Origin of the sequence: Paenibacillus sp. OV219, assembly GCF_900110075.1 — a bacterium.
Taxonomy (GTDB): Bacteria; Bacillota; Bacilli; order Paenibacillales; family Paenibacillaceae; genus Paenibacillus_Z.
In genome coordinates this window covers 284,078-298,590 of sequence record NZ_FOCJ01000001.1, presented here as the reverse complement: position 1 = coordinate 298,590, position 14,513 = coordinate 284,078, and the positions used below count along the sequence as shown (strand labels likewise).

Sequence of the window (14,513 nt, the reverse complement as noted above, 5' to 3'; positions counted from 1 at the left end):
ATTGCCGAAACGACGAGCAGCCTCTATTAGTTGCGACGTGGGGCGCGCCAATTGACGCGAGGCGCGTGTTACCGCGCTACACCTCAAAGGCATGACGCCTTTCGTCCCCCACCTCGCCACCACCTACAACACCTTAAGCAAATTGCTCACCACGTGCTCGAGATGCACCTTCATCCGCTCACCGGCGAGGGCGGCGTCACGTTGCTCGATCGCCTCGAAGATGGCGAGATGCTCGCGATATAGCCGCTCCGCCACGGAGCGGTTCGCATAAATCTCAACGCGGCGAATTTCGCGGATTGCGAGCTCGAGCTGGCTCACGATTGATTCGAACAGCCGCAGCATGATCGAATTTTGTGTCGCCTCAGCGAGCGTCTTATGGAAGAGCAGGTCGGTCCGCTCTCCTTCCGCATCGTCGCCGGTTGACGCTTCCATCTCTGTGACGATGGACCGCAGCGCGGCAATATCCGCTTCCGACGCTTTCACCGCTGCGATTGAAGCATTCGAAACCTCCAACGATTGCCTCGCCTCAAGCAGCTCTAGTAACGTTTCGCGATTCATCCGCAGCGATACAAGCTCAGGCAGCTCCACTTCCACAGGCGCGCTGTTAATGACCGTGCAGCCTCCGCCCTGACGAATCTCAATGTAACCCATCGCCTTCAAAGCGCTCAACGCCTCGCGCATCGTCGAACGACCGACACCGAATTGCTCGCTCATCTCCTTCGTCGAAGGCAGCTTGTCGCCGACCTTCAGCTTGCCATCCACGATGAGCCGCTTGATCTGCTCCGCAATCTCTTCGTAATGATTCCGTTTCGATAGCTTCGTGATTTCCATCGTATAATATCCCTTCTGTAACCTTCTCGTGCCGTGCCGCGCGGAAAAGGGGTAATGTGCACATCCGAGTGGGCCACATGTGCCGGATGAGGGCAATGTACGCCAGAGTGGGGCACGTGTGCCGATTTGTGTGTTGGTTGACCGCCGTATGCATCCGCACCGCGCGCTTGGACCTGCGGGGTGCGGAAGGGTTCTAAGCACTCGAGGGTCAGCTCCTCCCAAAGCTTAGCTCTTCACCCCACAATAATCGCATACACAACGCCCGGCCCGTGCACGCCGATTGTCAGATCGTTCTCAATATCGGCCGAACGGCTCGGTCCCGATATAAAATGAATACCAGCAGGCAGCTGCTCGCGCCCAGCCTGGTCAAATTCCACCAACACTTCTCCCAGCCGTGTACGCAGCCGTTCAATTGGAATAATCGCTATGAGCACCGTCGGCAGCAAGCTGACCGAACGGCCTTTATCCTTCGATGATAACACGGTCATCGACCCCGTGTAAGCCGCAGCGTAATCGACAACGACGACGCCGAAGTCCGCCTCCGCCGCACGCGCCTTCCATTGCTCCTCTGGATCGCTGTTCCACACCGACACTTTCGCCTCTGGAAGCGCAGACTCGAGGTCCATCTCCGCGAGCTCGGGTTGATTTTGCCGAATGATATATTTGGCGCTCAGTTCCGCAGCCTTATCCACCACGAACTGCTTCGCTTCCACCATGCTGCCAAGACGCAGCGAGTGCCCGCCGACCGCGCGGAAGTTCTCCATAAACTTCTCTGCCCGTTCATCAACCGGCCATTCGAACTCCCGCCAGAACTCGGGCGCCCCGCGAAAAGGATGCGCCGGTGCTCCCACCGATCTCGCACGCCCAAGCTTGCTTGAAATCCCGTTAATGAAGCTGACCTGCTTCTCCTTCGACTTTGCCGTCTGCTCCGCAAGCCACTGCTGATGCGCTTCCTTATTAGCCATGATGCCCGTGCCCCCCGTTTCCATTACCGCTGCCGCCAGACTCCCGCTCACGTACGATAGCTTCCATGCGATTCTTCATCGCCGGATCGATCTCCGTAAGACCATGGCGAATCTCCTGCTCCATCGTCGACCATTTCTCCCGGAACGATTCGCTAGGCAAGCTCGGTGTTACCCGATACGAATTCCAGCCCTTCAAAGGACCGAGCTTTGTGCGGATTCCGCCGTCCCTCACAACAAGCTTCTGCCCCAGTTTGCCGATCTTCAGCACCGCGCCAAAACGCTTCGAGTTCTTCATCACCGCCGCGAATCCTTTCATCCCGAGCGCTTCCAGCTTATCGCCGCGCCCCGCCTCCAGCTTCCGCCGACGCAGATAAACGAGCATCTCATGCAGCGGAATCTTCACCGGACATGCCTCATAACAAGCTCCGCACAGACTTGATGCATTGGCAATATCATCCCATTCAGCTACATTTTTCTTCAAAGCTGGCGTAAGCACTGCGCCGATCGGACCGCTGTACGTGCCGCCATATGCATGACCGCCGATATGACGGTACACTGGGCAAGCGTTCAGACACGCTCCGCAGCGAATGCAGTTCAATAGCTCCTGGAACTCTGGATCGCCAAGCTGCAGCGAGCGCCCGTTATCCACGATAATAATGTGCATCTCATCTGGTCCATCCGCATCCACCGTGCGCCTTGGCCCGCTAATACCGGACATATAAACCGTCAGCTTCTGCCCTGTCGCAGAACGCGGAAGCAGCGTTGCCATGACCTCCAAATCTTCGAAAGAAGGAATGATCCGCTCCATCCCCATCAGCGTAATTTGTGTCTTCGGCACCGTCGTGACCATGCGGGCATTGCCTTCGTTCTCGAACAGCACCATCGAACCCGTCTCTGCAATCGCAAAGTTGCACCCCGTCATGCCGATATCCGCTTCCAGGAACTTCTCGCGCAGCTTGCGACGTACGAATCCAGCAAGGATCTGCGTATCCGGCGCGAGCGTTTCGCCTGCATCGGCAGACAGCAGCTCTGCAATTTGATAGCGGTTCTTATGAATGGCCGGAATAATAATATGCGACGGCGTCTCGCCTGCCAATTGAATAATATATTCGCCGAGGTCTGTCTCAATCGCTTCGACGCCGATGGAATCTAGCGCGTGGTTGAGATGCAGCTCCTCCGTAACCATCGACTTCGATTTAACGACCGTGCGCGCCTCGACCTGCTTCGCAATAGCGAGCGAAATCTCCACTGCCTCAACATCCGTCTCCGCAAAATGAACATGGACACCGTTTGCCCGAGCATTTTCCACAAATACATTCAAATAGTAATCCAGATGAGCAATCGTATGCAGCCGAATTTGGCGCCCACGCTCACGCCAATCGTCCCAATTGCCATGATCTGATGCCGCCTTCTCCTTGCCTGAACGCAGCCGCTCCGTCGTGAATTTCACCGCTTTGCGCAGAAAATCATTGTTGAGCGCCAAATCCGCCCGTTCCTTCACCGTTCCTAAGTTCGCCTTCGCTCCTCCGCTCATGCGCCCTTCACTCCCTCATATAGCAGCTCTGCCAGATGCATAACCCGCACAGGTTTATCGCGGTAACGCAGGTTGCCCGCAATGTTCATAAGGCACGCCAAGTCGAGACCCACTAACACCTCTGCCTCTGTCTCCAGAACATGGTCGGCTTTCTCCGTTACCATGGCTCCGGAAATTTCGGACATTTTCACCGCAAACGTCCCCCCGAACCCACAACAGTCATCGGCAAAAGGAAGCGGCACAAGCTCCATCCCCTTCACCTGCTCCATCAACAGAAGCGGTTCCTCCTTCACGCCAAGCAGACGGCTGCCGTGGCAGGATGGATGGTACGTCACCTTATGCGGGAACGCAGCGCCAACGTCCGTTACCCCGAGCACCTGCACAAGGAATTGCGAGAATTCGTAAGACTTCTGCTGCAGCTTGATCGCCTTCTCGAGCATAACCGGATCGTGCTCAAACAGCTTTGGATAATGATGAATCATGCCCGTGCAAGAACCCGATGGGGAAATGACAAAGTCGCAATCCTCAAACGCTTCCAGAATCGTATTCGCTGTCTCCCTTGCTTCCTTCCAATAGCCGCTGTTGAAAGCCGGCTGCCCGCAGCAGGTTTGAACCTTCGGAAACTCAACCTGCACGCCGTACCTAGCCAATAGCCGTACCATCGCTTCACCGACTCGCGGATATAAGGCATCACTTAGACAAGTAATAAATAAAGACACTTTCATGCCCACAGAGCACCTCGCTTGAACTCGTTTTATAGTTATCATTTTATCAGGTTGTCAGACATGTTGACAATGGGGAATTGACCTCTTTTTTACGACTACGACTTCAGATCGATAACAAGCATAACAAGTTTATAAAATAAAAAAAGCCGCACGATTGTGCGACCTCTTTCACTGATACATTCTTCTTTAAACCGTAGACACCTCAATCGACATCTGCTCGGACAGCGCCTGCAGCGTCTCCTGCGGGATACGCCGATCGGTGATGATCGTGCCGATCTCGCTTAGCTCGGCCACATGCGTGAACGCCTGGATGCCGAATTTGCTGGCGTCGGCGAGCAGGATGACACTGTCGGCCATGCCGATCATTTTCTGCTTGATGCGCGCTTGCAGCTCATTGGACTCACTAATGCCGCGGTCCAGATGGACGCCTTTGCAGGAGAAGAACACTTTGTCGACATGATACAGGTCAAGCGAACGCTCCGCGAGCGGGCCAACGAAGGAAAGCGAACTCTGCGCGAGCAGGCCGCCGGTCGAGATGACCTCAATCTTCTCCTTATTGCTCAGCTCCGTAGCCACTTTAATGGAGTTGGTCAACACCGTCAGCGGAAAATCCGGCAAAATCGAAGCCATATACCAAGCCGTCGTGCTCGCATCGAGCAGAATCCGATCCTTCGGCTTGATCAGCTTTACCGCTTCCTGCGCGATGCGCCGCTTCTCTTCGGCATGTGTAATTTCCCGCTCCGCATACGGAATTTCCGGCTGCATTGGCTGATCCTTCACACTGACCGCTCCCCCGTGGGAACGGCGCAAGCGGCCAGCCTGCTCAAGCTTATCCAAATCACGGCGGATTGTCTCCTCCGTCACTTGGCACAGCTCGCTCAGCTCCGTTACACGTATGCTTCCGCGTTCATTGACAAGTCGGGCGATCTTCTCATAGCGCTCTGCAACTAGCATTGTCATCCTCTACTTTCAATCCATAATCTATGCAAGTCCTGCCAGTCCGCAGAACTTCCCATATGCCTCTTCCCACCGAGCCTTATCATTCGGTTCATACACGGTGACCGGGAACGAATCCCGAATGACCTGCCGCGCTTCCCAAATATCAGACAGCTCGCCCTGTGCAATCCATTGGACAACAAGATTGCCCAGTGCGCTGCCTTCAACTGGCCCTGCCCAGACTGGCTTGCCGATCGCATTCGCCGACCACTGGCACAGCAGCACGTTTTGAATGCCGCCGCCAACCATATGCAGACCGCTGAACGACTTGCCCGATAACCGCTCTGTTAATTCAAGCACATAACGGTATTTGAGCGCAAGGCTCTCCAGGATGCAGCGGACGATTTCGCCTGGTGATTCAGGAACAGGCTGACCACTTGCCACACAGAACTGGCGAACACGTGAAGGCATATCACCCGGGTGGATGAACATTGGAGCGTCCGGATCAATGAGCGACTTGAACGCGTTAGCCTTCTCCGCCATGCTCACCAGCTCCGGGAAGCTGTACCATTGACCTGCCCGCTCCCAAGCACGGCGGCATTCTTGAAGAATCCAGAGCCCCATAATGTTCTTGAGCAGCCGGTAGGTACCGTTCACGCCGCCTTCATTCGTGAAGTTCAGCTCCTGCGCCAGCTCATTAATGATTGGACGATCCATTTCAGTGCCCATCAAGGACCAAGTGCCACAGCTCAAATAGGCAAAATCCCGCTCCAACGCCGGAACGGCAGCTACCGCCGAGCCTGTATCATGCTCTGCTGTCGCGAGCACCGGCACAGATGCGATACCAAGCTCCTCGCATACGGAAGCCCGCAGCGAACCAACGCTTGTCCCCGGCTGGACCACATCACCGAATAACGATGATGAAATGCCGATATCCGCTAGCAGCTCAGTATCCCAACGCCCTTCGAGCGGATTATACAGCTGTGTTGTCGTCGCATTCGTGAACTCATTGTGCATCTCGCCGGTCAAGAAATAACGAAGCAAATCTGGAATCATCAGAAACCGCTCCGCCCCTTGCAGAAACGGCGAGTCCGCTTCCTTCAGCGCTGCAAGCTGGTAGATCGTATTGAAGGGCAGAAACTGAATGCCCGTCCTTCCGAAAATCTTGCTCGCCGTCAACCGCTCCATCGTCCGTTCCATTACACCGTCCGTATGATGGTCCCGATAATGATACGGATTGCCAAGCAGCTCCCCGCTTCTACCGATCAAGCCGAAGTCAACCGCCCACGAATCGATTGCGAGACTTGCCGGCGTCTCGCCGGCATGCTTCGCCTTCAGCAGTCCCTGCTTAATTTCATGGAACAAGCGCAATATATCCCACTGCAGCCGATCGCCAACCCCAACAGGGTCATTGCTGAAACGGTGCAGCTCTTCGACCTCAATCTTGCGGTTATTTAGTCGGCCAAGCAATGCACGACCACTGCTAGCCCCGAGATCATAAGCTAATATGCTCGGCATCATTTAGTTCGCTCCTATTTGCACTTGACCGCGCTTCAGAAGCACGTCATTCTCATAGGACTTCACTTCAGCAAGCCATTCTTCACGTACCGGAACGCCATTCTTCGCGCAGTAGTAATCCCATACCGCTCCGAATGGATACGACTTGAACTCTTCAGTCAGTGCAAGGCGAGTTGTGTAGTCGCCTTCAAGCTCCGCTTGGCGCAGCGCCTCAATCGGATCGAGCATTGCGCGCATAAGCGCTTTGATCGTGTTGCGCGTACCGATGACCCATGCAGCAACACGGTTGATGCTGGCATCGAAGAAGTCCAGTCCGATGTGCGTAATGCCGAGCAGGTCGCCGCGGACAAGCTCGCGTCCGATGTCGATAAGCTCGTCGTCCATCGTCACGACATGGTCGCTGTCCCAGCGCATAGGGCGGCTGACATGCAGCAGAATGCCGTCGATGAAGAGCGAAATCGCGGAGAGCTTATTCGAGATGACTTCCGTTGGATGGAAGTGGCCTGCATCTAGGCAGACTAGCTTATTGTTCTGAATGCCGTAGCCCATGTAGAACTCGTGGGAGCCGACAACATAAGCTTCGGAGCCAAGTCCGAACAGCTTGCTCTCGACTGCATCGAGGTTATGCGCCGGATTGAGTTCTTCCTCGAACACTTGATCGAGTGCATCCTTCAACCGTTTGCGCGGTGCAAGTCGGTCTGCTGGCACATCTTTGAAGCCGTCTGGAATCCATACGTTCGTCACGCAAGTTTGTCCAAGCTGCTCGCCGAAGTACGCGCCGATACGGCGGGACGCCTTGCAGTGATCGATCCAGAACTCGCGAATCGCCGGGTCCGGATGGCTCAGCGTGAAGCCGTCCTTCGACTTCTCATGCGAGAAGCAGGTCGGGTTGAAGTCAAGACCGAGACCTTGCGCTTTCGCCCAATCTACCCACTTCTGAAAATGCTTCGGTTCGATTTTGTCCAGCTCAACCTTCTCGTCCGTATCGGCATAGATGGCATGCAGGTTCAACTTATGTTTGCCCGGAATAAGGGAGTACGCTTTCTCAAGATCCGAGCGGAGCTCCTCTGGCGTGCTTGCCGCCCCTGGGTAGTTGCCTGTTACGGAGATGCCTCCGGTAAGCGCTTGATCTTTATTCAAAAAGCCGCGAACGTCGTCGCCTTGCCAGCAGTGCATCGAAATTTTTACTTCTGCCAGCTTCGTAAGCACCGCGTCAACGTCGATACCATGGCGGGCATACAGCTCCTTAGCTGCTTCATAATTCGCTACAATTTTTTGCTCCATCTCACACATGCTCCTTTGAACTATTTTATAGGATGAGCGATGACTGACATAAGGGCGTTCTCGGCTTGCGTAGCATCCAAACGGCTGTACTGGACAATGATTGGAATGCTGCTTAGCACCTCAATGGCATAAGGAACGCCGAGCGGAATCTTCGTTCCTTCTGCCTCAAGGGTGGACGTGCGGATATGCTTCGTTCTTCTGCCTGGTACAGTGACGCGAATGTTCTCGAGCGGCTCACGATCCTCGAAGAAGATCGTAAGCGTAATTTGCGCCTCCTCGGAGGAGCAGTTGAGCACACATACCGACTCATGACTTTCATAAGCACCTGCTGCGCTAGTCGGCGGAATGTAGCCGTCTGGTATAATCCAATGCTTCTCGCCTCTTGCTTCAAACATCTTCCGCACCATCCTCTCTCTTATCGTGTGAATGCTGCCGGTACGCCGCCGTCAATTGTGAGCATACAGCCCGTCGTTTTGTCCGCTTTGGACGATGCGAAGAACGCAACGCCTTCTGCGATATCGCGCGGGTAGATGTTAACAAGCAGCGTCGTCCGTTTACGGTAATACTCTTCCAGCTGATCCGGCTCAATGCCGTAAGCGGCTGCCCGCTCGTTACGCCAGCTGCCGTTCCAAATCGTCGAGCCTTGCAGAATGGCATCTGGAAGGATCGTATTAACACGAATACCGAACTCGCCGCCTTCTGTCGCAATACAGCGTGCCAAGTGAGCTTCCAACGCTTTCGCTGCACTGTACGCCGATGCACTCTTGCCTGCATAGATCGAGTTCTTGGAGCCGATGAAGACCATGTTGCCGCCGATTGCTTGCTGCTTCATCATCTTGAACGCTTCGCGGGCAACGAGGAAGTAGCCTGTGCCAAGCACGCTCATGTTGAGGTTCCATTCTTTGAGCGATGTTTGGTCGAAAGGACTCGACGTTGCAAGACCCGCGTTGTTCACGACAATATCAAGTCCGCCATAAGCGAGCGCTGTCTCGTTTATTGCACCGATAACCGCTTCTTCGCTTGTTACGTCCATCTTAACCGCAATTGCTCGGCCTTCGCCGTACTTCTCATTAATTTCGCTAGCGACGCGTTCTGCACCTTCCAAATTTAGGTCGGCTAACACAACATGCGCGCCTTCAGTCACGAGTCTGCGTGCCGTCTCGCTCCCGATGCCGCCAGCGCCACCAGTGATGAACGCGACTTTGCGGGAGAACTCAGCTTCAGCAGGAGCAAGTGACAATTTATACAGCTCAAGCGGCCAGTACTCGACGTTGTACGATTCGTTCTCGGAGAGTGATACGAATTCGCCAAGCGCTGTAGCGCCGCGCATGACCGCAATTGCACGATGGTAGAGAGCGCCGCTTACTTTGGAGTTCGACCAGCTCTTACCTGTATTGATCATGCCGATACCTGGGATTAAGATAACGCGCGGCGCCGCCTCGAACATCACGTCGCCTTCGTTCTTGTTGCGCTCGAAGTATTCTTGGTATTGTTTTTTATACGCTCCGATGCTTTCTTTCAGAATCGCTTGAAGTCCTTCGATATCATCCACGTTCGGCGTCCAGTCGATGAAGAGCGGAACGACCTTCGTATGAACGAGATGGTCTGGGCACGCTGCGCCGACTTGGGACAGCTCAGGGGAGCTCGCGCCGCCTACAAAAGCAAGCACATCATCCGCATCGTCGAACGTCAGGAGCATTTTCTTCACATCGCTTACCGCACCGCGGATCGTTGGCATAACGGCTGCTGCGATGCTTCTACGAACATCTGTCGGGAGCGCATCATGCTTCACACCGCCGAACAGCTTCTCTTGATTAACACGCGTTTCGATGAAGCTCTCTGCTTCAGTGATGATCTTGATCGTTTGCGCATAAGCCTCTTCGCTTGTCTCGCCCCATGTAACTAGACCGTGCTTCTCCATCAGGACAAGCTCTGCCTTCGGATTCGAGAGAACGCCTTGCGCGATCATCTTGGAGAGTGTAAAGCCAGGACGTACATATGGAACCCAAACGAAACGGTCGCCGAAAATCTCTTCCGCCAGCTGTTTGCCGTTATCCGCGCAGCATAGGCTTATGATGGAATCCGGATGCGTATGGTCAACGTGCTTGAACGGGAGAAAAGCATGCAATAGCGTCTCAATTGACGCGCGAGGATGCTTGCTGTCGATCATGCAGTTAGCGAGGTAGCCGACCATTTCCTCATCGGACATTTCATCGCGCTCGAACAGCGGGCGAATGTCATCCATGCGAAGACCTGTGAAGTTACCTGCTTTCATCGTCGCAAGGTCTGAGCCGCTGCCCTTCACGTACATCACTTCTACAATACGACCGCGGAAATCGGTCACTGTCGTTTTGCTCGAAGTATTGCCGCCGCCCCAATTGCAAACGCTACGATCTGTCCCGATAATATTTGAACGGTAGACGAGCTGCGCAAGTCCCTCCTGCAGCTCAGCTGCTTTTGCATGATCCCACAACGATTGTACCATCTGTTTACCTCCGAATAAGTTTGATAATTGCTTGTTGAATGTAGTTTAACATGTTTGTTTATTTTTGAATACAGAAATTCAAACAAAACAAATACAGATTCAATGCTTATATGTTTAAATGGAAATTTCCAGTTTTCACGTCCAACATCTGAAGCAATCGCGGTATAATAGACGGGCTTCGTACTATATACAAAGACAATGGGGTCAATTATGAATCTGGAGCAAATGGAATGTATCGTTGAAATCGCTAAGACCGGATCGTTATCCAAAGCAGCAATCCAGATGAATGTAACACGCTCGGCAGTCAGTCAATCCATCACGAATTTAGAAACAGAGCTTGGCATTAAGTTATTTATTCGCAGCCATGCAGGCGCAGTGCCTACGGCGGACGGCGAGATTATTATTCATAAAGCGACCGTAATTCTGAAAGAGGTGCAAGGCATTAAAGCGGAAGCGGCAAAAAGGACTAACTCGCCCCTTCACGAATTGAGAATTGCGGGAACACCTGCGCAGCTGCCACTCATTACGGATACCTATTTCAGCTTTAAAAAGGAACATCCTCATATCCATGTGTCGTTCATGGAGAACTCGGCTTTGCAAATCATAGACGATATCGAGCATGACCGCGTCGATGTCGGTCTTCTCGTTCTGCTCGATTCGCTTCTGCAGGGCAGACCGCATTTGATGACATCACCGTTAGTGCTAACGAAGCTCGTGCTCTTCGTTAGCAAAACATCGCCGCTCGCTGCCAATACGTCGATCTCGATAGAGCAGTTTCTGGATTTGCCGCTCGTGCTGCATCAAGAGGATCTGCTTACCCGTTTATTCACGGAAGACGTAGCGAAACATCATCGCCCGCTCAACATCGCCTTGTATACGGATAATTTAGAAGCGATGCGCAGCATGGTCTCACGCAATTATGTCGCTACGATTGCAACGGAATTGGCCATTCGAAGCTTCTCACTCTATAGTGACAACTATGTCTGCATCGATATTGAGCATCCCGGCTGGGATGCCCTTCTTATTGGATGCGTTCGCTTGAAGGACAAGCCATTATCGGAGATGGCCCAGTTGTTTATGGAACAGCTCGAGAATGACCTGTCCAAATGGAACTATTGAAGGAGAGGAACGCAAAAAAGGCGCCATACTCAGATGGCGCCTTTCGTCTGCTGCTATACTTTAAACTGCTTCACGACCTCGTTCAAGCTTTCCGATAATACCGACAGTGTTTGAGAAGAGCTTGCTGTTTGCTCGGCCGCCGCTGCTGCTTCTTCGCTGACTGCAGCAATCGATTCGATCTCACGCATCGCATCTTGCGCTTGCTTCGACTGCTTCTGGCTCTCCTTCGATATCCCTTCAGACTGTCTTGCTACTTCACCGACCATCGCGATAATCTGCTCCAGCTCATGCCCGGTTCGTCTAGACAGATCCGCTGTTTCGCGAACGGCGTTTACACTCTCCTGCGTGCTATGCTGCATACCCGCAATGATGGAAACGATTTGCTTCGTCGAGTCACCGCTGCGTTCAGCCAGCTTACGCACTTCATCGGCGACAACAGCAAAGCCGCGTCCTTGTTCCCCTGCCCGTGCCGCTTCGATTGCTGCATTCAAAGCAAGCAAATTCGTCTGCTCCGAAATATCATTGATGACTTGAATGATCGTACCGATCTCGTTGGAATCCTGTTCTAGCTTCGACATGCGCTCTATCAGATGATCCATGCTGCTAATCGTCTTATGCACAGCTTCGCCGCCAGACTCAGCACCACTGTTCGTCTTCACGGTCAGCTCAACCGCCTCTTGCGCGCGCTGGGAGACGAGCGTTGCCGCATCTGTCAGCTTCTTCACAAGCTCTGTCGCCGTTTGTGCGGATTCTGCCTGCAACAAGCTGCCTCGCGCCACTTCCTCGGTCGTGATTGAAATTTCATTCGTCGACGCCGTCAAGCTCTGCGACGTGTCGGCAATTGTGCGTATCATCTGGTACACCTGCTGCACCATGCTTTGTACGCCTGATGCAATTTGGCCGATTTCATTCTTCGAATTAACGTCGAACTGAACGGTTAAATCGCCATCCTCAATCTGCTTCAGCTTCGTCAGCACGATCGGGATGCTTCTTAGAATATATCGAAGTGCCCAATATGTAATCGCAACGAGGAAAATAAGACTGATTGTAAACCCGCTTAATGTCAGCACGGAGAAGCTGTTAACGCCGCTCATAACTTCCTTCTGCGTCACCGTCAAGCCGACGGACCAGCCTGTTTCTTTACTCGTCGCATAACCGATATACCGCTTCACGCCGTTATCGTTGATAAGCGCGAGACCGGATTCGCCGGTTACCATTTTCTTCGCCACTTCGCCAAGCTCGCCTTTATCGTCCGTCAGCTTCTCCTTGAGCACCTTATCCTTGTCTGGATGATACAAGAGATCACCGGTCTTCGACACCAGCATAGAATAGCCTGTCTTGCCGAGCGTATAGCTTTGCATAATTGCTGGCATATCCTTCATGCCCAAATCGGCCGCGACGAAACCGATAAAATTGCCCTTATCATCATTTATTTTATGAAAAATACCGATATTGAGGTTGCCTGTTCCCGCATCCACATAAGGATCGGAGTAGTACACGCCTTCTGCTGCAACGGCTGGTTGATAATAGGGACGGGCCTTAATATCGAAATCCGGCTTAGAGAACGCTTTGTCATGCTCGTACCAGAAGCCTTTGCCACCATTGGCTGTGTCGCTAGCCACCCAAGTATCAATTAGATTCTTATCGGTATCTTTAATGGCCATCAGCGTTGCTAACGTCTCTGCCGCATACGGGGAAGTCTCGATTTCCGCCGTGGACTTGGTCGTTTGGACATACTTCTGGAACAGCTTGTTAGTCGCCATCTGATTAACGAGCGTGCCTTTTTCTTTGAACAACGCGTCAACTTGCTCCACGATCGCTTGTGTCTTCGATAGGATCAAATCCTCTTGCTGCTTGACAATAAGACCTTTCGAATAGGAATACATAATGGAGCCAAGGACGGAGAACGTGATCAAACTGATGATTGTAACGAGTAAAGCTAATGTGTTCGCAATGCTGGATAATTTAAACCGATTCTTGAACATAGATGTCTCCTCTAGGCTGAATGATCTACTTGCGATGTGATTCACCGATTAACTCCATTAACTCTTTCATTTGGCGATCCAGCTCATTCAGCAGCTGCTGAATTGTATCCAACTGAGCGGCTGGAATATGCCTGATGATCAATTCCGCTTGCTCTGCAAGCTCCGACACCCCGACGTTCAGCGCCGCACCTTTGAACGAATGTGCTACCATAATCGCACTCTCTCTGTTGCCTGCTGCAAATTCCTTCCGAATCTCTTCACTCACATTTCGGTGGTTGTTCACGAAGAGCTCCAGAATCGTACCGTACAGTTCTTCGTTGTTGCCAAGCCGCCTGATTGCAGCTTGCATGTCCAGTCGCTTGTACTTGTTTTTCTTCAATGGTGCCATTGACCTAATTCCGCTCCTTATTAGCTCGCTGTGATGAATCATGTTCCTATTGCAGCATGATCTAGTATAATCCAAAGTAGTTACTAAGTGGGATTTAAACTTTATTGCCTTAGTAGTAAGGTAGACTAACTGGACCTAAAGCCTTATTAAACTAGTTCTATAGGTTCATTACATAAGCAAACTAGAGGTGACTCCTTGAGAAAATTTGTTGTCATAAACACCTATGTCATTTTGACACTTGCACTTTGTTTCATCATCTATTCCTTCGTCACGCACGTTACACCTGCTCCAATTGAAGATGACGTACAAACCGGCACCGCTGTACCTGCGATAAGTTTGAAAGACGCCGCTACCTCCGAGTTAACGACGATCGATTTCTCCAAGAAGCCGACCGTGCTCTTGTTCTTCACCTCTTGGTGTCCGTATTGCAATGAAGACGCTCCAAAAATCGTACAGCTGGAAGCTAAGTATAAAGACAAAATCCAATTTTACGGCATCAATCTCTTGTATCGTGACGATCGGGAAGAGCTTGGGGATGGTTTCCCTTCGTTATACTTTTACAAAACAGACGGAAACTTGATCGATTCGATCATCGGTTCTACAGCAATCGCAGACATCGATTTTGCCTTCAACTACTTGCACAATGTCAATTAATCAGACGATGAACAATTTTCATACCCGAACCAAACCTTATTCCCTCCTGCCTCAGCAGGGATTTTCGTTATGATAGCAAGTAAAGAGGC

The 14,513-nt window shown here is 52.4% G+C and carries 13 protein-coding genes; 2 read left to right on the top strand and 11 right to left on the bottom strand.

The annotated features are described in order from the left end of the window. Window positions 1-123: 123 nt before the first annotated feature. From BMY11_RS01220 to BMY11_RS01180, 9 genes are all read right to left on the bottom strand, one after another. Entirely contained in the window at window positions 124-831 is a 708-nt protein-coding gene (locus tag BMY11_RS01220) for a FadR/GntR family transcriptional regulator (RefSeq protein WP_090572653.1), read from the bottom strand. A 233-nt stretch (window positions 832-1,064) separates the two neighbouring features. After that, window positions 1,065-1,796: a LutC/YkgG family protein gene (locus BMY11_RS01215; protein ID WP_090572652.1), complete on the bottom strand. Its 732-nt coding sequence runs from the start codon at window positions 1,794-1,796 to the stop codon at window positions 1,065-1,067. Continuing rightward, a complete protein-coding gene (locus BMY11_RS01210; protein ID WP_090572651.1) occupies window positions 1,789-3,330 on the bottom strand; it encodes a LutB/LldF family L-lactate oxidation iron-sulfur protein in 1,542 nt (513 codons plus the stop codon). The genes BMY11_RS01215 and BMY11_RS01210 overlap by 8 nt, the downstream gene beginning before the upstream one ends. Further along, window positions 3,327-4,055, bottom strand: a complete 729-nt coding sequence (locus BMY11_RS01205; protein ID WP_090572650.1) for a (Fe-S)-binding protein — start codon at window positions 4,053-4,055, stop codon at window positions 3,327-3,329. The genes BMY11_RS01210 and BMY11_RS01205 overlap by 4 nt, the downstream gene beginning before the upstream one ends. A 186-nt stretch (window positions 4,056-4,241) precedes the next feature. Beyond that, on the bottom strand, window positions 4,242-5,009 hold the full coding sequence (locus BMY11_RS01200) for a DeoR/GlpR family DNA-binding transcription regulator (RefSeq protein WP_090572649.1): 768 nt from the start codon (window positions 5,007-5,009) through the stop codon (window positions 4,242-4,244). Window positions 5,010-5,036: 27 nt separating this feature from the next. Further along, entirely contained in the window at window positions 5,037-6,509 is a 1,473-nt protein-coding gene (gene rhaB, locus BMY11_RS01195) for a rhamnulokinase (protein WP_090573476.1), read from the bottom strand. 3 nt (window positions 6,510-6,512) lie between these two features. Beyond that, window positions 6,513-7,793 carry an L-rhamnose isomerase gene (gene rhaA, locus BMY11_RS01190; RefSeq protein WP_090572648.1) on the bottom strand — a complete coding sequence of 427 codons (1,281 nt, stop codon included), beginning with the start codon at window positions 7,791-7,793 and terminating at the stop codon, window positions 6,513-6,515. A 20-nt stretch (window positions 7,794-7,813) separates the two neighbouring features. Further along, on the bottom strand, window positions 7,814-8,188 hold the full coding sequence (locus BMY11_RS01185) for a sensory rhodopsin transducer (RefSeq protein ID WP_090572647.1): 375 nt from the start codon (window positions 8,186-8,188) through the stop codon (window positions 7,814-7,816). 20 nt (window positions 8,189-8,208) lie between these two features. Continuing rightward, window positions 8,209-10,278, bottom strand: coding sequence for a bifunctional aldolase/short-chain dehydrogenase (locus BMY11_RS01180; RefSeq protein WP_090572646.1), 2,070 nt, complete (start codon window positions 10,276-10,278; stop codon window positions 8,209-8,211). Between the two features lie 210 nt (window positions 10,279-10,488). On the opposite strand from BMY11_RS01180, the gene BMY11_RS01175 reads away from it, so the two are divergent. Further along, window positions 10,489-11,397 (top strand): LysR family transcriptional regulator, encoded by a 909-nt coding sequence (locus BMY11_RS01175; protein WP_177182449.1) that lies wholly within the window; start codon window positions 10,489-10,491, stop codon window positions 11,395-11,397. A gap of 53 nt (window positions 11,398-11,450) precedes the next feature. On the opposite strand, the gene BMY11_RS01170 is transcribed toward BMY11_RS01175, so the two are convergent. Both BMY11_RS01170 and BMY11_RS01165 read right to left on the bottom strand, forming a co-directional pair. Next, entirely contained in the window at window positions 11,451-13,382 is a 1,932-nt protein-coding gene (locus BMY11_RS01170; RefSeq protein ID WP_090572644.1) for a methyl-accepting chemotaxis protein, read from the bottom strand. 25 nt (window positions 13,383-13,407) lie between these two features. Further along, entirely contained in the window at window positions 13,408-13,770 is a 363-nt protein-coding gene (locus BMY11_RS01165; protein WP_177182448.1) for an Hpt domain-containing protein, read from the bottom strand. 195 nt (window positions 13,771-13,965) lie between these two features. On the opposite strand from BMY11_RS01165, the gene BMY11_RS01160 reads away from it, so the two are divergent. Further along, the gene (locus BMY11_RS01160; RefSeq protein ID WP_177182447.1) at window positions 13,966-14,424 is read left to right on the top strand and encodes a TlpA family protein disulfide reductase; all 459 of its coding nucleotides are present in this window, start codon (window positions 13,966-13,968) and stop codon (window positions 14,422-14,424) included. The last annotated feature ends 89 nt before the right edge of the window (window positions 14,425-14,513 follow it).

Excerpts from the sequence above, each read along its gene's own strand:
- BMY11_RS01220 (WP_090572653.1), bottom strand. The coding sequence starts at position 831 with ATGGAAATCACGAAGCTATCGAAACGGAATCATTACGAAGAGATTGCG.
- BMY11_RS01215 (WP_090572652.1), bottom strand. The coding sequence starts at position 1,796 with ATGGCTAATAAGGAAGCGCATCAGCAGTGGCTTGCGGAGCAGACGGCA.
- BMY11_RS01210 (WP_090572651.1), bottom strand. The coding sequence starts at position 3,330 with ATGAGCGGAGGAGCGAAGGCGAACTTAGGAACGGTGAAGGAACGGGCG.
- BMY11_RS01205 (WP_090572650.1), bottom strand. The coding sequence starts at position 4,055 with ATGAAAGTGTCTTTATTTATTACTTGTCTAAGTGATGCCTTATATCCG.
- BMY11_RS01200 (WP_090572649.1), bottom strand. The coding sequence starts at position 5,009 with ATGCTAGTTGCAGAGCGCTATGAGAAGATCGCCCGACTTGTCAATGAA.
- rhaB (WP_090573476.1), bottom strand. The coding sequence starts at position 6,509 with ATGCCGAGCATATTAGCTTATGATCTCGGGGCTAGCAGTGGTCGTGCA.
- rhaA (WP_090572648.1), bottom strand. The coding sequence starts at position 7,793 with ATGGAGCAAAAAATTGTAGCGAATTATGAAGCAGCTAAGGAGCTGTAT.
- BMY11_RS01185 (WP_090572647.1), bottom strand. The coding sequence starts at position 8,188 with ATGTTTGAAGCAAGAGGCGAGAAGCATTGGATTATACCAGACGGCTAC.
- BMY11_RS01180 (WP_090572646.1), bottom strand. The coding sequence starts at position 10,278 with ATGGTACAATCGTTGTGGGATCATGCAAAAGCAGCTGAGCTGCAGGAG.
- BMY11_RS01175 (WP_177182449.1), top strand. The coding sequence starts at position 10,489 with ATGAATCTGGAGCAAATGGAATGTATCGTTGAAATCGCTAAGACCGGA.
- BMY11_RS01170 (WP_090572644.1), bottom strand. The coding sequence starts at position 13,382 with ATGTTCAAGAATCGGTTTAAATTATCCAGCATTGCGAACACATTAGCT.
- BMY11_RS01165 (WP_177182448.1), bottom strand. The coding sequence starts at position 13,770 with ATGGCACCATTGAAGAAAAACAAGTACAAGCGACTGGACATGCAAGCT.